Origin of the sequence: Kitasatospora sp. NPDC052868 (genome assembly GCF_044547105.1) — a bacterium.
GTDB lineage: Bacteria > Actinomycetota > Actinomycetes > Streptomycetales > Streptomycetaceae > Kitasatospora.
This window is the reverse complement of record NZ_JBITZW010000003.1, coordinates 419,215-439,995: the sequence shown is the minus strand read 5'-3', so window position 1 is coordinate 439,995 and position 20,781 is coordinate 419,215. Positions and strand designations below refer to the sequence as shown.

The window sequence follows — 20,781 nt, the reverse complement described above, 5'->3', positions numbered from 1 at the left end:
AACCGGATGAGAAATGACGCGCCCCCGGCCTACCCTCACCGCGATGGCCGATTACGAAGACCCCGCGCTGCCCGATCCACCACCCCGGACCGGGCAGCACCCCCCGGACCCACCACGTCCGGAGCCCGCCCTGCGGACCGCCGACCCCGCCCACCGGTCGACGGTCCGCTCACTGCTGCGCCTGTGGCCCTACGCCCGGCAGATCCGCGGCCGGCTGGCCGCCTCGATCGGCTCGGCCGTCCTCGCGATGTTCAGCGTGCTCGGCGTCTCCCTGGTGCTCGGCCGGATCGTGGACGGCCCGATCGCCCACCACGACCTCGACGCCCTCTGGCCGCTGATCGGCCTGCTGCTCGCCCTGGGCCTGGCCGAGGCTGCGCTCTTCTACACCCGCCGGGTGATCCTGGCCCGCCCACTGGCCGGGCTGGAGACGGCGATGCGCGGCGACCTGTTCGCCAAGCTGCAGCGGCTGCCGATCTCCTTCCACGACCGCTGGGGCTCGGGCCAGCTGCTCTCCCGGGCGACGGCCGACATGTTCACCATGCGGCTGTTCCTGACCTTCCCGCTGGTGTTCCTGGTCGTGAACTCGGTGATGTTCCTGGCCGGCACGGCCCTGATGTTCACCCAGGACTGGCGGCTCGCGCTGATCGTGCTGGTGCCCGCCGTCCCGCTGATCGCCCTCACCCGGCGCTTCGAGGACGGCTACTCCGGCGCCGCCCGCCGCGCCCAGGACCAGAACGGCGACCTCGCCACGGTGATCGAGGAGTCCATCCTCGGCATCCGGATCCTCAAGGCCTTCGGCCGCCACCGCTCGATGGCCGAGCGGTTCCGGGCCCAGACCCGCGACCTGCGCCGCACCGAACTGCGCAAGGCCGGCCTGCTCGCCAACCTCTGGGCGGTCATCGTCGGCCTGCCCGAGCTGGCCCTCGGCTGCGCGCTCGCGGCCGGCGCCTACCTGGTCGCGCACGACGAGCTCAGCGCCGGCACCCTGGTCGCCTTCCTCTCCACCGCCCTCGCGCTGCGCTGGCCGGTCGAGTCGCTGGGCTGGCTGCTCGCCTACGCCAACGAGGCCGCCACCGCCACCGACCGCTTCTTCGAGGTGCTGGACGAACCCGAACCGGACGACCGGGGTGCCCGGCAGGGCGCGGGCGGCACGCCCGACGGTATCCGCCTCACCGGCGTCCGCTTCCGCTACCCCGACGCCCCGCCGGGCACCCCCGACCTGTTCCAGGGCGTCGACCTGCACATCCGCAGCGGCGAGACGATGGCCCTGGTCGGCGCGACCGGCAGCGGCAAGACCACCCTCACCGCGCTGCTCCCCCGGCTCTACGAGGCCACCGCGGGCAGCATCACCCTGGACGGCCTGGACATCCGCGAGCTGTCCCGGCAGCGGCTGCGCGAGCTGGTCGCGGTCGCCTTCGAGGAGCCCACCCTGTTCTCCGCCACCGTCCGGGAGAACGTCCTGATGGGCGCGCCCGGCGCCGGCCCCGAGCAGCTGCGCACCGCCCTGGCCACCGCCCAGGCCGACTTCGTCGACCGGCTCCCGGCCGGGGTCGACACCGAGGTCGGCGAACAGGGTCTCAGCCTCTCCGGCGGCCAGCGCCAGCGGCTCGCGCTGGCCCGCGCGGTGGTCGGCGACCCGGCGTTCCTGGTGCTGGACGACCCGCTCTCCGCGCTGGACGTGCACACCGAGGCACTGGTCGAACGGGCCCTGCGGGAGGTGCTCGGCTCCACCACCGCCCTGGTCGTGGCCCACCGCCCGAGCACCGTCCTGCTCGCCGACCGGGTCGCGGTGCTCGCCGACGGCCGGATCGAGGCGGTCGGCACCCACCAGGAGCTGCTGCACGGCTCCGCGCGCTACCGCGAACTGATGTCGGGCGAGGCCGCCCTCGCCACCGAGGGGAGCACCTCCCGATGACCACCACGATCGACCCCGCCGAGCGGACCGCGCCGAGCGAGCCGACCGAGCCGGCCGCGGAGGAGCTCCCGCCGCCGCCGGACGAGGAGGACATCCCCGTCCCGCCCGGCGCACCGCGCGCCCTGCTGCGCTCGCTGCTCGGTCCGCACCGGGCCCGGATCGTCACCGCCATGGTGGTGATCCTGGTCCAGCAGGCCGCCATGCAGTCCGGCCCGCTGCTGGTCGCGATCGCGATGGACCGGGGCATCCCGGCGCTGCGCGAGCACGACGCGGGCCCGCTGATCGCGGTGATCTCCGCCTACCTCTCCTGTGCGGTGCTCAGCACCGTGCTCCAGTGGGTGTTCATCAAGGTCAGCGCCCGGATCAACCAGGACATCCTGCTGGAGCTGCGCGGCCGGATCTTCCGGCACGCCCAGCGGCTCAGCCTGGACTTCCACGAGCGCTACACCTCGGGCCGGATCATCTCGCGCGCCACCAGCGACGTGGACGCGCTGCGCGAGCTGCTCTCCGAGGGCCTCCAGGAGCTGCTGACCGTCTTCCTGTCGGTCTGCTACATCTCGGTCCTGCTGCTGGTGATGGACTGGCGGCTCGGCCTGGTCTCACTGGCCTCGTTCCTGCCGCTGGCCCTGATCGCCCGCTCGTTCCGCCACCGCTCGCGCAAGGTCTACCGGCGCTCGCGCACCTCGGCCGCCTCGCTGATCGTCCGCTTCACCGAGACCATGAACGGCATCCGCCCGGTGCAGGCCTTCCGCCGCGAGCGCGCCAACGAGGCCGCCTTCGGCGTGGTGAACCGGCAGTCGGCCACCGCCATGGCGGACGGCCTGCTGGAGATCGCCCGCTTCGTCGGCCTGGCCCGCGCCACCGCGAACCTGTGGCTCACCGGCGTGGTGCTGCTCGGCGCCTACCTGGTCACCGACGGCGGCCTCGAACTGGGCGTGCTGACCGGCTTCGTGCTCTACCTGCGCCGGCTGTACGACCCGATCGACCAGCTGGCGATGTTCCTGAACAGCTACCAGTCGGCCGCCGCCGCCCTGGAGAAGATCGCCGGCCTGCTCGCCCACGAGCCGACGGTGGCCGAGCCCGAGCGGCCGGCCGAGCTGCCCGCCACCGCCCGCAAGGGCCGCGAGGTGCACTTCGAGAAGACCCGCTTCGCCTACCGGACGGGCAAGGAGGTGCTGCCGCCGTTCGACCTGGCGCTGCCCGCCGGGCAGACGGTGGCCGTGGTCGGTGCGACCGGCGCCGGCAAGTCGACGGTCGCCAAGCTGCTGGCCCGCTTCTACGACCCGACCGAGGGCCGGATCACCCTGGACGGCGTGGACCTGCGCGAGCTCGCCACCCCCGAGCTGCGGCGTGGGGTGGTGATGGTGACCCAGGAGTCCTTCCTGTTCTCCGGCACCGTCGCCGAGAACATCGCGATCGGCCGGCCGGGCGCCACCCGCGAGGAGGTCGAGCAGGCCGCCCGGGACATCGGCGCCCACGGCTTCATCGCCGAGCTGCCGGACGGCTTCGACACCGACGTGCGCAAGCGCGGCGGCCGGATCTCGGCCGGCCAGCGCCAGCTGGTCGCCTTCGCCCGCGCCCTGCTGGCCGACCCGGCGGTGCTGATCCTGGACGAGGCGACCAGCTCGCTGGACGTGCCGGGCGAGCAGGCCGTGCAGCGGGCGATGCGCACGGTGCTGGCCGGGCGGACGGCCGTGATCATCGCCCACCGGCTCTCCACCGTGGAGATCGCCGACCGGGTGCTGGTGATGGACCAGGGCCGGATCGTGGAGGACGGCACCCCCGCCGAGCTGATCGGCGGCACCGGCCGCTTCGCCGAACTCCACCGGGCCTGGCGGGACAGCCTGGTCTGAGCCCGGCCTCCGGGGCCCCGGGATCCGCGCTCTCGTGGGCGCTGTCGGCGGATCACCCGGGCTGGCGGGTCGTTCCCGGCCCCCGGCGCAGCCGGGCCGGGTCGGCCTCGGTCGCGGCCGCCCTCCCGTCCAGCTCCCAGCCGGTCCGGTACGCCGCTGCGAAGGCCTCCCCGCCCAGCGCGGCGCACCCTCGCCGGGTGAGCTCGCCGACCTGCGGGTCGGTGCGGTCGTGAGCACCGCGCAGCCGGGAGGCGGCGCCGAGCAGGACGGCCGACTCCTCGTACCGCCCGTGCGCCGCGGCGAGTGCGGCCGTGTTCACCGCCACCAGCGCCAGGACGGGCAGGTCCCGGGTTTCCAGCGCCGCCGCGTACGCCTTCGCCAGCGCCCGCTCGGCGCCGGCCGGGTCACCGGTTTCCAGGTACAGCGACGCCCGGGCGTTGCCGACCAGCGCCCGGGCGTGGCCGCCGGGGAACGGGGAGTCGCCGTCCAGGCCCCGTTCGGCTCCGTCGAGCAGGTCCCGGGCCCGGTCCAGGTCGCCGAGCCGCACCCGGAAGGCGGCGTCCCACGCGTCGACCAGGAGCCTCAGCTCCGGCGAGTCCGCGCGCAGCGCCCGCTCCCGGGCCGAGTCGATCGTCGTGGCCACCAGGTCGGTGTCGCCGCGCCGCAGGTGCAGGTCGATCCAGCGCAGGTCGCCGAACACCTCGTCGCCGGGGCCGAGCGGGCCGAACTCCCGTGCCAGCGACCGGGCCTCGCGCAGGTCGGCCAGCGCGCCGTCGAGGTCGTCGTCGTACTGCCGCAGCTGGGCGCGCATCGGCAGCACGTTGGCCTGGCCCCAGCGGTCGCCGACCTGCCGGAAGCAGGCCAGCGCCGCCGCCACGTCGGTGCGCGTCCGGTCGAGCTCGCCCGCGTTCTCGGCGAGCCGGGCCCGGGACATCCGGGCCAGCCCGGACAGCCACACGTCGTCGCCGTCGGCCAGGTGCTCGATGATCGCGGGCGTGCCCTCCGCCCCCGGCCGGAACGCGTGCGGGAGCGCGGCGAGCGCGCCGTACGGGCCGGGCGGCTCCGGGTGGGCGAGCAGCCGGTCGGCCAGTGCGCGGAGCCCGGCGTGGTCGGCCGCGGTCTCCTCCGCGCTCGCCCCCGACCGGGTGTCGATCCGGTTCAGCAGGTGGATCGCGTGGGCGCAGTCGCGGTCGGGCGTCGGCTCGCCGCCGGGCACCGCCAGGGCCTCGCCCAGCCAGTAGGCCGCGTCGGCGGGGCGGCCGAACATCTGCCAGTACCAGGTCAGGTCCAGGGCGAGGGCGACCGCGCCGGGGGCGTCGCCGCTGTCGCACCGCCGGCGCAGGGCGGCGAGCGTGTTGTCGTACTCGGCGCTCACGACGCGGATCGCCGCGAGCTGGCCGGGCCCGCGCAACTGCGGGTCGTACCGGGCCATCAGCCCGGCGAAGTGGCCGGCCGCCAGGTCGCGGACGGTGCCGAGGTCGCCCGTGTCGGCCAGGCGGTCGGTGCCGTACTCGCGCAGCGTCTCCAGCATGCGGTAGCGGCCCGGGTCGGGCGCGAGCCGCAGCAGCGACCGGTCGACCAGGGCCGCGAGCAGCTCGGGGATCCCGGCCGCCGACACGGCGGTGCCGGCGCAGACCGCGGCGGCCGAGGCCGGCGTGACACCTCCGGGCAGGACCGAGACGCGTTCGGCGACCGTGCGCTCCGGCTCGCTGAGCAGGTCCCAGCTCCAGGCGATGACCGCGCGCAGCGTGCGGTGCCGGGGCGGCGCGGTGCGGCTGCCGGTGGTGAGCAGCCGGAACCGGTCGGACAGCCCGTCGGCCAGCTCCGGCAGCGACAGGGTTCGCAGCCGGGCCGCCGCCAGTTCGAGGGCCAGGGGCATCCCGTCCAGGGCGCGGGCCACCCGCCGGACGTCGGGGAGCGTCGTCCCGTCCACCTCGAAGCCCGGGCGCACGGCCGCGGCCCGCTCGGTGAACAGGCGTACCGACGCCGCCCGCCGGGCCTGCTCGACACCGTCCTGCGGCCCGGGCAGGGCGAGCGGGCCGAGCGGCACCAGCACCTCGCCGTCGACCGCCAGGGGCTCGCGGCTGGTGGCCAGCACCCGCAGCCCGGGGCACCGGGGCAGCAGGGCCGCGACCAGGTGGGCCACGGCGTCGATCAGGTGCTCGCAGTTGTCGACGAGCAGCAGGCTCTCCCGGCCGCCGAGCCGGTCGACGAGGACGTCCAGCTCCCCGCCCTCGACGCGCGTCCGGGCGTCGAACACCGCGCCGCCGCCCGGCCCCGCCCCGGCGAGCAGGGCCGAGCCGACCTTGGCCGGCTCGGTGACCGCGGCGAGGTCGATCATCCAGGCGCCGTCGCGGTACTCGTGGCGGTGGCGGCGGGCGGCCTCGACGGCGAGCCGGGTCTTGCCGGCGCCGCCGGGGCCGAGCACGGTGACCAGACGCCCGGCGGCTAACCGGGTGGCGATCCGGGCGAGGTCCTCGTCGCGGCCGATGAGGCCGGTCAGCGGCGCGGGCAGGTTGCCCGGCCCGGGCGGCCCGGTCCGCGCGGCGTCGGCGGCCGGGGCGGGCGGGCCGGCGTCGGCGGTCGGGGCGGGCGGTTCGGCGCGCAGCAGTCGCAGGTGGCGCTCGCGCAGGGCGGCGCCCGGGTCGGTGCCGAGGGCGTCGGCCAGGGCTTCGCGGACCCGCCCGTACAGGGCCAGCGCCTCGGCCTGGCGGCCCTGGGCGGCGAGCGCGTCGATGAGCAGCGCGGCCGCCCGCTCGTGGACCGGCTGCTCGGCGAGCAGTGCGGTCAGCCGGGCGGCGGCCGCGTCGGCCCGGCCGAGGGACAGCTCGGCGTCGGCGAGGTCGGCGACGGCCTCGACCGAGGCGTGGGCCAGCCGGGTCGCGGCCGCGGGTGCCACCGCGGCGACGGCCGCGGGCCCGGCGCCGGGAGGATCGCCCCACAGCGCCACGGCCTCGCCGAGCACGGCCGCCGCGGCACTCGGGTCGCCGGCGCGCAGGCGGTCCCGGCCGGCGGCGGCGAGCCGCTCGAACCGCAACGCGTCCACGTCGGACGCGTCCACGTCCAGCCGGTAGCCGCCCGCGACCTGCGCGACGGCGCGGGCCGAACCGAGGGCCCGGCGCAGCCGCGAGACGAGGGTCTGCAGGGCGTGGGCGGGGCCGGCCGGCGGGGCGTCGGCCCAGATCGCGTCGACCAGGACACCCGGGGCGACGGGGCGGCCGCCGGCGAGCGCCAGCCGTACGGCCAGCGCCTGCAACCGCGCACCGGGAACGGCCAGGGCGGCGTCACCGCGGGCCGCTTGGAAGGCGCCGAGCAGAGTGAGGCGAAGCCGCGTCTCCTCGTCCATCCACCGATCCTCGCGCGCACACCCTCGCGGCCCCAAATCAGCGCGCTGCCCCGGCTCCTGCCGGGTGCGCGAACCCGGCGTCGACACGGTGCGGGGCGGGGTGTCAGCGCCGTGTGTGCCCCGTGTGAGCGGACCGGGTCAGCCTCTGGGTGCCTGACAAAGTCCAGCGGCGGCCGGCCGGAGCCCACCGGGCGGTCCCGATCCCGGAGGGGACACCACCATGAACAGGGACACCACCATGAACAGCCCTGTCACGTATGACGTAGCGATCGTGGGCGCCGGCCCGGTCGGCCTGTTCCTCGCCTGCGAGCTCGGCCTCGCGGGCTGCTCCGTCCTGGTGCTGGAGCGGGAGCCGGAGCCCCGCTCCCCGTGGAAGGCGGAACCGCTCGGGATCAGGGGCCTGTCCGCCGCGTCGGTCGAGGCGTTCCACCGCCGCGGTCTGCTGCACCCGCTGCTGACGGCCGCGGGCGTCCGCGACGATCCCGGGGCGGACCTCACCGCGGACTCCGACCCGGACACGCCGTCACCCCCGCGCAGCGCGGGCCACTTCGCCGGTCTGATGCTCGATCCGGCCAGGGTCGACCTCGCCGCCCTGCCGTTCCGGCTTCCCGGCCCCGCCGCGGAGGGCGTGATGACGAACCTCGAAGCGGTCGAGGCGGTGCTGACCGAGCGGGCGTCCAGGCTCGGCGTGGAGATCAGGCGCGGTGTCACGGTGTCGGCCGTCACCCAGGACGCCGACGGCGTGGTCGCGCGAGCCGGCGGGCACGCGTACGCGGCGCGCTGGCTCGTCGGCTGCGACGGCGGACGCAGCACGGTGCGCCGGCTCGCGGGCTTCGACTTCGTCGGCACCGAGCCGCAGCTCACCGGCTACGCCGTGCTCGCGACCGTCGCCGATCCCGAGAAGCTGCGCCCCGGCTTCAACCTGACGCCGACGGGCATGTACCTCCGGACGCACCTGGCCGGGCACCTCGGCCTGATGGATTTCGACGGCGGCGCGTTCGACCGCTCGCAGCCGCCGACCCGGGACCATCTCCAGGCGGTTCTGCGCCGGGTCTCGGCCACCGACGTGACCTTGAGGGACGTCCGTCTCGCCTCGACCTTCACCGATCGGGCGATGCAGGCGACGACCTACCGGCAGGGGCGCGTGCTGCTCGCGGGCGACGCCGCCCACATCCACTCCCCGCTCGGGGGCCAGGGGCTGAACCTCGGCCTCGGCGACGCCGTGAACCTGGGCTGGAAGCTCGCGGCGACCCTGCACGGGTACGCGCCGCACGGCCTGCTCGACACCTACACCCGGGAGCGCCATCCGATCGGCGCGGGCGTGCTCGACTGGTCGCGCGCCCAGGTGGCGGTCATGAGGCCGGGCCCGCACGCCCGGGCGATCCAGCGAGTGGTCCGTGACCTGCTCGGGACGGCGGACGGCACGACCTACGTGTTCGAGCGGACATCAGGATCGTCCGACCGCTACGACCTCGGCGGCGAACACCCGCTGACCGGCCGTAGCGCCCCGGACTTCCGTCTCGCGGACGGCACCCGCCTCGGCGACCTGATGCACGACGGACGGGGCGTCGTCCTCGACTTCAGCGCCGACCGGGCCCTGCACGGTTCGGCGAAGGGCTGGGAGGGCCGGACCAGGTACGCGGCCGGGCCGGCGCTGGACGACCTCGGCCTGGGCGCCGTGCTCGTCCGTCCCGACGGCGCGGTCGCCTGGGCAGGTGGTCGCACCCCCGACCGTGCGGCGTTCGAGCGGGCCGCCCGCCGGTGGTTCGGCAGCCCGGAAGTCTGAGCCCCGCTCCCGATCGCAGGAGCCGGGGGCGGGCGGCCGGACCAAACCGGCCGCCCGCCCCCGGCGCGTTCAGCGCAGCAGCCCCGCGTCCATCCCCGCGGACTCGGCCGGCAGCGCCACCAGCCCCAGCTCGGCCGGGGAGGCCAGCCGCGGGTGGGCCGGCAGCACCCGGACGGTGTACCCGAACGGGCCGGTGCGGCAGAGCTCCAGCGAGCCCTCGTAGCGCGTCCGCCCGTCCAGGTCGGAGCCGCCGACCGGCTTGAGGGCCAGCAGACAGGCATCGGAGATGCCGTCCGACTCGTCCACCCGCCCGGACACCACCTGCACCTCGACGTCACCCGGATCCAGCGCCCCGAGCGCGACCTGCACCCGCAGCGCCAGCGAGCTGCCGAGCTCCTGCGCCTCGTCCGGGCACTCCGCCTCGACGTGCTCGACCCGGACGGCCGGCCAGGCCTCCCGGACCTTGGCCTTCCAGGCGGCCAGCTCCCGCGCCCCGGCGTGCGGGGCGGTGACCGGCCCGCTCTCCTGGGCCTCGCCGGGCCCGGCCGCCGCCAGCTCCCGCTGGGCCAGCGCCGCCGGGGCGTACAGCCGCTCGACGTACTCGCGGACCATCCGCCCCGCCAGCACCTTGGGGCCGAGGGTGACCAGGGTGTGCCGGACCATGGCGATCCAGCGGTGCGGCAGGCCGTCCGCACCGCGGTCGTAGAACCGGGCCGCCACCTGGTGCTCGATCAGGTCGTACAGCGCGGCCGCCTCGATGTCGTCCCGGCGCTCGGCCTCCCGGCTGTCCGGGTCCAGCGGCCCGCCGGTGCCGTCGGCGGTGGGGATCGCCCAGCCGTTCTGGCCGTCGTACCACTCGTCCCACCAGCCGTCCAGGACGGACAGGTTGAGGCAGCCGTTGAGCGCGGCCTTCATCCCCGAGGTGCCGCAGGCCTCCAGCGGGCGCAGCGGGTTGTTCAGCCAGACGTCGCAGCCCGGGTAGAGGTGCTGGGCCATCGCCATGTCGTAGTCCGGCAGGAAGACGATCCGGTGCCGGACGGCCGGGTCGTCGGCGAAGGCGATCATCTGCTGGATCAGCCGCTTGCCGCCGTCGTCCGCCGGGTGGGCCTTGCCGGCGACCACGATCTGCACCGGCCGGGCCGGGTCCAGCAGCAGGGCGCGCAGCCGCTGCTGGTCGCGCAGCATCAGGGTGAGCCGCTTGTAGGAGGGCACCCGCCGGGCGAAGCCGATGGTGAGGACGTCCGGGTCGAGGACGGAGGAGACCCAGCCGAGCTCGGCGTCCCCGGCGCCGCGCTGGCGCCAGGAGGTGCGCAGCCGGCGGCGGGCCTCGTCGACCAGCTGGGCGCGCAGGCTGCGGCGCAGCTCCCAGATCTCGGTGTTGCCGATCCGCTCCAGGCCGGTCCAGCGCTTGGCGTCGCCGGTGGTCATGGCGGACTCGGCGCGGTCGGTGCCGATCTCGGCGGCGCCCAGCCGGACGACCGCCGGGTCGATCCAGGTGGCGGCGTGGACGCCGTTGGTGACGGAGGTGATCGGGACGTCGGCGGCGTCGAAGCCGGGCCAGAGGCCGTTGAACATGGACCGGCTGACCTCGCCGTGCAGCGTGGAGACGCCGTTGGCCCGCTGGGCCAGCCGCAGGCCCATGGCGGCCATGTTGAACAGCTTGCCGTCCCCGCCGCGCCAGGTCTCGGCGCCGAGGGCGAGCACCTGCTCGACCGGGACTCCGGGCAGGGCCGCGTCGCCGCCGAAGTGCCGGGCGACCAGCTCGCGGTCGAAGCGGTCGATGCCGGCCGGCACGGGGGTGTGGGTGGTGAACAGGGTGCCGGCCCGGACGGACTCCAGGGCGGCGGCGAAGTCGAGGTCGCAGCCCCGGTCCGCGACCAGCTCGCGGATCCGCTCGACGCCGAGGAAGCCGGCGTGGCCCTCGTTGGTGTGGAAGACCTCGGGGGCGGGGTGGCCGGTGAGGCGGCAGTAGGTGCGCACCGCGCGGACGCCGCCGATGCCGAGCAGCATCTCCTGGAGCAGCCGGTGCTCGCTGCCGCCGCCGTAGAGGCGGTCGGTGACGTCCCGTTCGGCGGCCGAGTTGGCCTCGATGTCGGAGTCGAGCAGCAGCAGCGGGACGCGCCCGACCTGGGCCTTCCAGATGTGGGCGGCCAGGGTGCGGCCGGCGGGCAGCGCGAGGTCGACCCGGCAGGGGGTGCCGTCACCCTCGCGGAGCAGGCTGACCGCGAGTTCGTCCGGGTCGAGCAGCGGGTAGCGCTCCTGCTGCCAGCCGTCCCGGTCGAGGGACTGCCGGAAGTAGCCGTGCCGGTAGAACAGCCCCACGCCGATGATCGGCACGCCGAGGTCGCTGGCGGCCTTGAGGTGGTCGCCGGCCAGGATGCCGAGCCCGCCGGAGTACTGCGGCAGCGCGGCGGCGATGCCGTACTCGGGCGAGAAGTACGCGACGGCCTCGGGCAGCGGCCCGGCTCCGGCCTGTTCGGCGCCCTGGTACCAGCGCGGGCCGGTCAGGTAGTCCCGCAGGTCGTCGGCGAGGTCGCCGAGTCTGCGCAGGAACCTCCGGTCGACGGCCAGCGCGGCGAGCCGGGCGGCCGGGACCTCGCCCAGCAGCCGCACCGGGTCCTCACCGGTGGCGGCCCAGACGTCCGGGTCCACGGACCGGAAGAGGTCCCTGGTCTCCGGGTGCCAGGACCAGCGCAGGTTGAGGGCCAGCTCGTGCAACGGCTGGAGTTGTTCGGGCAGGACGGTGCGGACGGTGAATCTGCGGATTGCCTTCACGGCGTGAAGCGTAGACCCGGCCACTGTCGTGATGGTGCGTCAAGCGGGCTATTGAGCCTCCGTTCGGCCTATTGATGAGATCGCATTCGGCGCATTGGACTGCACAGGGGGCGCGCGAGGCGCACTTTTCGGCGGAACGCGCTACCAATACGTGAACACTGCGGAACAGATCCATTTCCACCGATGGAGCCGCCCGGGACAGGACCCGAAACTACTGTCGTACCGCTGCAAAAGTCCGGTCGTCGATGCGACTATGAACCAAGGTCGTTGATGCTGTGGGGAGTGCGGCGACAGGTGGCGCCCCCCTTGAAGCAGCACGTCCGAATCCTTTTCGTGCTGATCGTTTTCCAACCTCCTTAGCCCATTCGGCGCTCACCGCGCACCGACGCGTGTCCTCGAACACGGCCCACTCGTTCACGGGTGGGTTGGGTCGCCCAGGGGCGTACCCCGAGAGGCGTGCGCCGGGACGCGCACGGGCTCCCGGGCTCCCCGCCGCAGGCTCGGCGGGCGTCGGGCAGGTTGCCGGGGACGGTGGCGCGGGCAGGCTTCCGGTCGCACGTCCTCCCCACCCAGCAGTCCTCCCGGTACTCCCCTGGCCCGTCCGGCCCGCGGGAGCTGCCGCCGATCTCGGGCAGGAGTTTGGCATGCACGGCGACACGCGGGACCAGTCCACACCGGTGGCCGACGCCATCGACGCAGCGGTCGCGGAATCCGCCGGACGGATGGATTCTGACACTCGGACAGACGCGGCGATGCCGGCGCCCCGGGGTGCCGGGGCCGTCCGTGCGGAGCACACCGAACCGGCCCGACAACCCGGGGCCGAGGAGAGCCGGACCGCGGCACCGCGCAAGCGCACCACCACCCGGCGCAGCGCGACCGCCAACGCCACCGCCACCCCGGAGGGCGGCGCCGCACCCCGCAGGGCGCCCGCCCGCCCGGCCGCCCGCAGCGCCGCCGCAGCCACCCCCGCCGGCGGCCCCTCCGCCCACGAACCCGCCACCCGCAAACCTGCCGCCCGCAAGCCCGCCGCCCGCAAGACGACAGAGAGCGACACCGTGATCGGCCGCATCCCCGTCCTGGACGTCAGCCCACTCGTAGACGCCGGCCGCCGCCCGGCCAAGGCCGTGGTCGGCGAGACCTTCACGGTCACCGCCACCGTGTTCCGCGAGGGCCACGACGCGGTGAACGCCAACGTGGTCCTGCGCGATCCGCGCGGGCGCAGCGGCCCGTGGACGCCGATGCGCGAGCTCTCCGAGGGCAGCGACCGCTGGGGCGCGTCCGTCACCCCGACCGGGCCCGGCCGCTGGTCCTACCTGGTGGAGGCTTGGAGCGACCCGCTGGCCACCTGGCGCAAGGTCGCCGCGGTCAAGCTGCCCGCCGGGATCGACACCGCGCTGGTGCTGGAGGAGGGCGCGCTGCTGCTGGAGCGGGCCGCGAACGGCGTGCCGAAGAAGGAGGGCCGGGCGCACGTGCTGGCCGCGGTGGACGCGCTGCGCGACACCGGCCTGCCGCCGCTGTCCCGGCTGGCCGCCGCGCTCGCCCCCGAGGTGCTGGACCTGCTGGCCAGGTACCCGCTGCGCGAGCTGGTCAGCGCCACCCGCCCGCTGCCGCTCCAGGTGGACCGGGAGCGGGCCCTCTACGGCTCCTGGTACGAGTTCTTCCCGCGCTCCGAGGGCGCGGTGGTGGACCCTTCGGGCGTCGAGCCGCCGCGCTCGGGCACCCTGCGCACCGCCGCCGAGCGACTGCCCGCCGTCGCCGCGATGGGCTTCGACGTGGTCTACCTGCCGCCGGTCCACCCGATCGGGCGGGCCTTCCGCAAGGGCCCGGACAACACCCTGACCGCCGGTCCGCACGACGTCGGCTCGCCCTGGGCGATCGGCTCGCCGGAGGGCGGCCACGACGCCGTCCACCCGGACCTCGGCACCATCGAGGACTTCGACCACTTCGTCGCCGAGGCCGGGGCGCTGCACCTGGAGGTGGCCCTGGACTTCGCCCTGCAGTGCTCCCCCGACCACCCCTGGGTGAACAAGCACCCGGAGTGGTTCAGCCACCGCGCCGACGGCACCATCGCCTACGCCGAGAACCCGCCGAAGAAGTACCAGGACATCTATCCGGTCAACTTCGATCAGGACATGGATGGAATCGTCAAGGAAACCCTGCGGATCCTTCGGTTCTGGATGGCCCACGGCGTACGGATCTTCCGGGTCGACAACCCGCACACCAAGCCGGTGCTGTTCTGGGAGAAGGTCCTCTCCGAGATCGCCCGCACCGACCCCGACGTGGTGTTCCTGGCGGAGGCGTTCACCCGGCCGGCCATGATGCACACCCTGGGGAAGATCGGTTTCCACCAGTCGTACACGTACTTCACCTGGCGCACCACCAAGCAGGAACTCACCGAGTACCTCACCGAGCTCTCCGGTGACGCGGCCTCGTACATGCGTCCCAACTTCTTCGCCAACACCCCGGACATCCTGCACGAGTACCTGCAGACCGGCGGGCGCGCCGCCTTCGCCATTCGGGCCGTGCTGGCCGCCACCCTCTCCCCCAGCTACGGCGTCTACGCCGGCTACGAGCTGTACGAGGGCGAGCCGGCCCACCCGGGCTCCGAGGAGTACCTGCACTCGGAGAAGTACGAGCTGCGCCCGCGCGACTGGACCCGTACCGACAGCCTCGCCCCGCTGCTCACCGTGCTGAACCGGCTGCGCCGCCGGCACCCCTGCCTGCAGCAGCTGCGCGGCCTCGCCTTCCACCCGACCGACAACGACCAGGTGCTCGCCTTCTCCAAGACCGCGACCACGCCCGAGGGCCTCACCGACCACGTCATCACCGTGGTGAACCTGGACCCGCACCACGCCCAGGAGGCCACCGTCACCCTCGACGGGGACGGGCCGTTCGCGGTGCACGACGAGCTCACCGGCGCCGCCTACACGTGGGGCCGGCACAACTACGTCCGGCTCGATCCCTCAGCCGAGCCGGCTCACCTCCTCACGGTTCGGAGGAACCCAGCGTGACAGTGAACGAGCCCGTCCCCGACACCTTCCCCGAGACCTCGAAGAAGAACCTGGACCCGGAGTGGTTCAAGCGTGCGGTCTTCTACGAGGTGCTGGTGCGGTCCTTCCAGGACAGCAACGGCGACGGGATCGGGGACCTCAAGGGGCTCACGTCCAAACTCGACTACCTGCAGTGGCTCGGCGTCGACTGCCTCTGGCTGCCGCCCTTCTTCGCCTCGCCGCTGCGCGACGGCGGGTACGACGTGGCCGACTACAAGTCGGTGCTGCCGGAGTTCGGCGACCTCGCCGACTTCATGGAGTTCGTGGACGCCGCGCACGCCCGCGGCATGCGCGTGGTCATCGACTTCGTCATGAACCACACCAGCGACCAGCACCCGTGGTTCCAGGCCTCCCGCGAGGACCCGGACGGCCCCTACGGCGACTTCTACATGTGGGCCGACGACGACAAGCAGTACCCGGACGCCCGGATCATCTTCGTCGACACCGAGACCTCCAACTGGACCTACGACCCGGTCCGCAAGCAGTACTTCTGGCACCGCTTCTTCTCCCACCAGCCCGACCTCAACTACGACAACCCCCGGGTCCAGGACGAGATGGTCGCCGGGCTGCGGTTCTGGCTCGACCTCGGCATCGACGGCTTCCGGCTGGACGCGGTGCCCTACCTGTTCGCCCGCGAGGGCACCAACTGCGAGAACCTGCCGGAGACCCACGAGTTCCTCCAGCGGGTCCGCAAGGAGATCGACGCCGACTACCCGGACACCGTGCTGCTCGCCGAGGCCAACCAGTGGCCGGAGGACGTGGTCGACTACTTCGGCGACTTCTCCTCCGGCGGCGACGAGTGCCACATGGCGTTCCACTTCCCGGTGATGCCGCGGATCTTCATGGCCGTCCGCCGGGAGTCCCGCTACCCGGTCTCGGAGATCCTCGCCAAGACCCCGAAGATCCCGCACGGCTGCCAGTGGGGCATCTTCCTGCGCAACCACGACGAGCTGACCCTGGAGATGGTCACCGACGAGGAGCGCGACTACATGTACGCGGAGTACGCCAAGGACCCCCGGATGCGCGCCAACGTGGGCATCCGCCGCCGGCTCGCCCCGCTGCTGGAGAACGACCACAACCAGATCGAACTGTTCACCGCCCTGCTGCTCTCCCTGCCCGGCTCCCCGGTGCTCTACTACGGGGACGAGATCGGCATGGGCGACAACATCTGGCTGGGCGACCGGGACGGTGTGCGCACACCGATGCAGTGGACCCCGGACCGCAACGCGGGTTTCTCCTCGGCCGACCCGGGCAGGCTCAGTCTGCCGCCCATCATGGACCCGGTGTACGGCTATCAGGTGACCAACGTCGAGGCTCAGCAGAGCAGTTCGAGCTCCCTGCTGCACTGGACGCGTCGCATGATCGAGATCCGCAAGCTCAATCCGGCGTTCGGCCTCGGCACGTACACCGAACTGCCCTCCAGCAACCCCGCGGTGCTGGCCTTCGTGCGGGAGCACGAGGGGGACCTGGTCATGTGCGTGAACAACTTCTCGCGGTTCGCGCAGCCGACCGAACTGGATCTGCGGCAGTACGGAGGGCGGTACCCGGTCGAGCTGATCGGCGGGGTGCGCTTCCCCTCGATCGGCGAGTGGCCGTACCTGCTCACCCTCGCCGGACACGGCTTCTACTGGTTCCAGCTCCGCCAACCCCCGCGGCTGAGCGGAACCAGGCGCTCGAAGTAACGATCCGTCAGAATCCGTCCGCACCAAACCCTCCGGGGGCGCGAGAGCTTCGACCCCGCGCCCCCGGAGGTCTCTGCACCACCGCGTACGGAGAACAGCCCAACGGCCACCCACACTAAGGCGTGACACCTGAGCACCGCTCGCGTGCCGTCGCCGCCGCGCCGCCGAAATCCGGAAGACTGACGGACCCGGCCAGACCCGTCGGGCAGTCCGCCCGCTTCCGGGGAAAGGGAGTCATGTCCGAAACCTCCCGTTCTCAAGCCCATGTACACCGTGACACCCCCACCGGCGCCGCCGCGTCGGTGGGCACGCGCGGCACCGGGGCCCGGAGAACCGCCCTGGGGGTCAGCGAACTCGTCCAGGCGGCCCTGCCGCTGATCGCCGAGTGGCTCCCGACCCAGCGCTGGTACGCCGGAAAGGGCCGCGCCATCACCGGCCTGCACCCGGTGGTCGGCACCCCGCTCCAGGTCGGCGACCCCGCCCTGCTGCACCTGCTGCTGCGGGTCGAACACGCCACCACCGCCGGCGCGCCGCACGGGGACACCTACCAGCTGCTGCTCGGCATCCGCTCGCAGGGCCCGGCCGGCATCGAGCCGACCGCCGTGCTCGGCCGGCTCAGCCAGGGCCCGTACGACGGTGCGGCGCTCTACGACGCCGTCCACGATCCCGAGCTGACCGGGCGGCTGCTGGAACACCTGGCCACCGGCGACCGCTTCGGCTCGCTCTCGTTCCGCCGCACCCCCGGCTCCGGGCTGCCCGCCAACCTGCCCGGACGCGCCTCCACCGCCGAGCAGTCCAACAGCTCGGTCATCTACGGCACCTCCTACATCCTCAAGCTCTTCCGCCGCATCCACCCCGGCACCAACCCGGACCTGGAGCTCTCGCTCGCCCTCTCCCGGGCCGGCTCCACCCGCATCCCCCGGGTCGCCGCCTGGTTCGAGAGCCGGCTGGAGCGCGCCGAACCGGCCACCCTCGGGCTGCTCCAGCGCTACCTGCCGGAGGCCGAGGACGGCTGGGAGCTGGCCCTGGACCAGGTCGGCCGACTCAAGGGGGACCCGTCGCCCGGCAACTTCGCCATCGAGGCGCACCGGCTCGGGCGGGCCACCGCCGAGGTGCACCGGGTGCTCGCCCGCTCGATGCCGGTCGCCCGCCTCGACCACGCCCAGACCCGCCGGCTGGCCACCGCGATGGCCGACCGGCTGGACAGCGCGGTGGCCGCCGTCCCCGGCCTGCTGCGCTACCGGGCCGCGCTGCGCAGCGCCTTCCAGCAGCTCGCCGACGCGCACCCGGACGGCATGCCGGTCCAGCGCATCCACGGCGACCTGCACCTCGGCCAGGCGATGCGCACCCCGCACGGCTGGGTGCTGCTGGACTTCGAGGGGGAGCCCGCCAAGTCGGTCGCCGAGCGGCGCGAGCCGCAGACCGCCCTGCGCGACGTGGCCGCGATGCTGCGCTCCTTCGACTACGCCGCCGCCCACCTGCTGGCCGGCGGCCCGTCCGACCCGGAGCTGGCCCACCTCGCCGCCGCCTGGGCGCAGCGCAACCGCACCGCCTTCTGCGCCGGCTACACCGCGGGCGGCGGCACCGACCCGGCCGCCTCGCCGGAGCTGATGCGCGCCCTGGAGATCGACAAGGCGGTCTACGAGGTGGTGTACGAGGCCCGGCACCGGCCGAGCTGGCTGCCGATCCCGCTCGCCGCGATCAACCGCCTGGCCCTCACCGTCTGAGCCCACCACCGCCCGACCCGTTCCGCCCTGCTCCGCGCCCGCCCGACCCGTTCCGCCCTGCTCCGCGCCCGCCCGCTCCCGGAGAAAGCCCACCCCGCCGCCGACGTTCCCGCGGCCACCCCGATTCCGCAGGAGGACCCCGCCGTGACGCCGCTCGACCCGCCCGGCCGCACCACCCGCACCGTGCCCGCCACCTTCCTGTCGGGCACGGCCTCCCCTCCCCGCGAGCCCGTGGCGGCCCGGCGCGCCGAGCCGCGCCCCCCGGCGGCCGAGGCGCCGTACACCCCCGCCGCGGGCGGCGCGCTGCGACTGCCCGAGGCGCCGCTGCCGCCGGCCGAGGTGGACCGGCTGGTCGGCGGGCAGCACCACGACCCGCACGCCCTGCTCGGCGCGCACCCGGTGCACGGCGGCACCGCGATCCGGGTGCTGCGGCCGCTGGCCGAGCGGGTGGTGGTGGAGACGGCGCACGGCCCGGCCGAGCTCACCCACCAGCAGAACGGCCTGTTCACCGGGCTGCTGGCCGGCTCCGGGCTCTACCAGTCGGGCATGGCCGACTACCGGCTGCTGGTCAGCTACCCCGGCGGGGAGCCGATCGCCCAGTACGACGGCTACCGCACCCCGCCCACCCTCGGCGAGCTGGACCTGCACCTGATCTCCGAGGGGCGGCACGAGCAGCTCTGGCAGGCGCTCGGCTCGCACGTGCGCACCGTCGACGGGGTGGCCGGCACCGCCTTCGCGGTCTGGGCGCCGAACGCGGCCGGGGTCCGGCTGATCGGCGACTTCAACCACTGGGACGGCACCGGGCACCCGATGCGCTCGCTCGGCTCGTCCGGCGTCTGGGAGCTGTTCGTGCCGGGCCTGGCCGAGGACACCCAGTACAAGTACGAGATCCGCACCCGCCAGGGCTGGGTGCTCGACAAGGCCGACCCGCTGGCCCGCGCCGCCCAGTGCCCGCCCGGCACCGCCTCCGTGGTCACCTCCTCCGCGTACCGCTGGCAGGACGGCGAGTGGATGGCCCGGCGGGCCCGTACCGCGCACCACCGGGCCCCGATGTCGGTGTACGAGCTGCACCTGCCGTCCTGGCGGCCGGACCTCACCGGCTACCGGGCGATCGCCGAGGAGCTCCCGCAGTACCTCAAGGACCTGAACTTCACCCACGTGGAGCTCATGCCGGTCATGGAGCACCCGTTCGGCGGCTCCTGGGGCTACCAGGTCTCCGGCTACTACGCCCCCACCGCCCGGCTCGGCGGCCCGGACGACTTCCGGTACCTGGTCGACACCCTGCACCGGCACGGCATCGGGGTGATCGTCGACTGGGTGCCCGCGCACTTCCCCAAGGACGACTTCGCGCTCGCCCGCTTCGACGGCGAGCCGCTGTACGAGCCCGCCGACCCGCTGCGCGCCGAGCACCCGGACTGGGGCACCCTGGAGTTCGACTACGGCCGCACCGAGGTGCGCAACTTCCTGGTCGCCAACGCGGTGTACTGGTGCGAGGAGTTCCACATCGACGGCCTGCGCGTGGACGCCGTCGCCTCGATGCTCTACCTCGACTACTCCCGCGAGGGCGGCGCCTGGACGCCCAACCAGCACGGCGGCCGGGAGAACCTCGACGCGGCGGCCTTCCTCCAGGAGATGAACGCCACCGTCTACCGCCGCTGCCCCGGCGTGGTCACCATCGCCGAGGAGTCCACCGCCTGGGACGGCGTCACCCGGCCCACCGACAGCGGCGGGCTCGGCTTCGGGCTGAAGTGGAACATGGGCTGGATGCACGACTCCCTGGTCTACATCTCCAAGGAGCCGGTGCACCGCAAGTACCACCACAACGAGATCACCTTCTCGATGGTGTACGCCTACTCGGAGAACTACATCCTGCCGATCTCGCACGACGAGGTGGTGCACGGCAAGCAGGCGCTGGTCTCCAAGATGCCCGGCGACTGGTGGCAGCAGCGCGCCAACCACCGCGCCTACCTGGGCTTCATGTGGGCCCACCCGGGCAAGCAACTCCTCTTCATGGGACAGGAGTTCGCCCAGGGCGCGGAATGGGACCACGAGCAGGGCCCGCAGTGGTGGGTGCTCGACGAGCAGTGGCCGGCGGCGGCCGAGCACCTCGGGGTCCGCTCGCTGGTGCGCGACCTCAACCGCGTCTACCTCGACACCCCCGCCCTGTGGGAGCAGGACACCACCCCGGACGGCTTCCGCTGGCTCGACGGCGGCGCGGCCGAGGACAACCTGCTCTCCTTCGTCCGCTACGCGGCCGACGGCAGCCCGCTGGTCGCCGTCTGCAACTTCTCCCCCGTCGTGCGCCACGGCCACCGGGTCGGCCTGCCCGCCCTGGACGGCCGCGAGCAGCTCTGGGAGGAGGTGCTGAACACCGACGACGCGGCCTTCGGCGGCAGCGGCACCGGCAACTCCCGCCCGGTCAAGGCCGAGGCCACCCCCTGGAACGACCAGCCCCGCAGCGCCGAACTCGTCCTCCCCCCACTCGCCACCATCTGGCTCCGCCCGGCCTGACGTCGGACCCCTCAGGGGCCGTCCGGAGCGACAACGCTCCGGACGGCCCCTGTTTGTTCGATTGTTCGAATGGGATGCGAACTACCGCACTAGAATCCCGAGCGATCCGAGACCCGATGTCAACAAGACCGGGTTC

General features: G+C 74.0%; 9 protein-coding genes. 7 read left to right on the top strand and 2 right to left on the bottom strand.

Going from position 1 to position 20,781, the window contains the following annotated elements; all coding sequences use genetic code 11:
• Window positions 1-43 precede the first annotated feature (43 nt).
• Window positions 44-1,915 (top strand): ABC transporter ATP-binding protein, encoded by a 1,872-nt coding sequence (locus ACIGZJ_RS08310; protein ID WP_396456495.1) that lies wholly within the window; start codon window positions 44-46, stop codon window positions 1,913-1,915.
• Complete coding sequence (locus ACIGZJ_RS08305) at window positions 1,912-3,768, top strand: ABC transporter ATP-binding protein (RefSeq protein WP_396456494.1); 1,857 nt, start codon at window positions 1,912-1,914, stop codon at window positions 3,766-3,768. Before ACIGZJ_RS08310 ends, ACIGZJ_RS08305 begins: the two co-directional genes overlap by 4 nt.
• A gap of 52 nt (window positions 3,769-3,820) precedes the next feature.
• On the opposite strand, the gene ACIGZJ_RS08300 is transcribed toward ACIGZJ_RS08305, so the two are convergent.
• Window positions 3,821-7,114: an AfsR/SARP family transcriptional regulator gene (locus ACIGZJ_RS08300; protein WP_396456493.1), complete on the bottom strand. Its 3,294-nt coding sequence runs from the start codon at window positions 7,112-7,114 to the stop codon at window positions 3,821-3,823.
• 238 nt (window positions 7,115-7,352) lie between these two features.
• Here ACIGZJ_RS08300 and ACIGZJ_RS08295 point away from each other — a divergent pair, with 238 nt between their 5' ends.
• Window positions 7,353-8,900, top strand: coding sequence for an FAD-dependent monooxygenase (locus ACIGZJ_RS08295; RefSeq protein WP_396456492.1), 1,548 nt, complete (start codon window positions 7,353-7,355; stop codon window positions 8,898-8,900).
• Window positions 8,901-8,969: 69 nt separating this feature from the next.
• On the opposite strand, the gene glgP is transcribed toward ACIGZJ_RS08295, so the two are convergent.
• Complete coding sequence (gene glgP, locus ACIGZJ_RS08290) at window positions 8,970-11,675, bottom strand: alpha-glucan family phosphorylase (protein ID WP_396456491.1); 2,706 nt, start codon at window positions 11,673-11,675, stop codon at window positions 8,970-8,972.
• Window positions 11,676-12,730: 1,055 nt separating this feature from the next.
• Here glgP and ACIGZJ_RS08285 point away from each other — a divergent pair.
• From ACIGZJ_RS08285 to glgB, 4 genes are all read left to right on the top strand, one after another.
• Complete coding sequence (locus tag ACIGZJ_RS08285; RefSeq protein WP_396456549.1) at window positions 12,731-14,686, top strand: alpha-1,4-glucan--maltose-1-phosphate maltosyltransferase; 1,956 nt, start codon at window positions 12,731-12,733, stop codon at window positions 14,684-14,686.
• On the top strand, window positions 14,683-16,407 hold the full coding sequence (gene treS, locus ACIGZJ_RS08280) for a maltose alpha-D-glucosyltransferase (protein WP_392929359.1): 1,725 nt from the start codon (window positions 14,683-14,685) through the stop codon (window positions 16,405-16,407). The genes ACIGZJ_RS08285 and treS overlap by 4 nt, the downstream gene beginning before the upstream one ends.
• A gap of 236 nt (window positions 16,408-16,643) precedes the next feature.
• On the top strand, window positions 16,644-18,134 hold the full coding sequence (locus ACIGZJ_RS08275) for a phosphotransferase (RefSeq protein ID WP_396456490.1): 1,491 nt from the start codon (window positions 16,644-16,646) through the stop codon (window positions 18,132-18,134).
• Between the two features lie 144 nt (window positions 18,135-18,278).
• The gene (glgB, locus tag ACIGZJ_RS08270) at window positions 18,279-20,645 is read left to right on the top strand and encodes a 1,4-alpha-glucan branching protein GlgB (RefSeq protein WP_396456489.1); all 2,367 of its coding nucleotides are present in this window, start codon (window positions 18,279-18,281) and stop codon (window positions 20,643-20,645) included.
• Window positions 20,646-20,781: the final 136 nt, after the last annotated feature.

Bases quoted from the DNA above. Each gene is read 5' to 3' on its own strand.
- ACIGZJ_RS08310 (WP_396456495.1), top strand. From the start codon at position 44: ATGGCCGATTACGAAGACCCCGCGCTGCCCGATCCACCACCCCGGACC.
- ACIGZJ_RS08300 (WP_396456493.1), bottom strand. From the start codon at position 7,114: ATGGACGAGGAGACGCGGCTTCGCCTCACTCTGCTCGGCGCCTTCCAA.
- ACIGZJ_RS08275 (WP_396456490.1), top strand. From the start codon at position 16,644: ATGTCCGAAACCTCCCGTTCTCAAGCCCATGTACACCGTGACACCCCC.
- ACIGZJ_RS08295 (WP_396456492.1), top strand. From the start codon at position 7,353: ATGAACAGCCCTGTCACGTATGACGTAGCGATCGTGGGCGCCGGCCCG.
- ACIGZJ_RS08305 (WP_396456494.1), top strand. From the start codon at position 1,912: ATGACCACCACGATCGACCCCGCCGAGCGGACCGCGCCGAGCGAGCCG.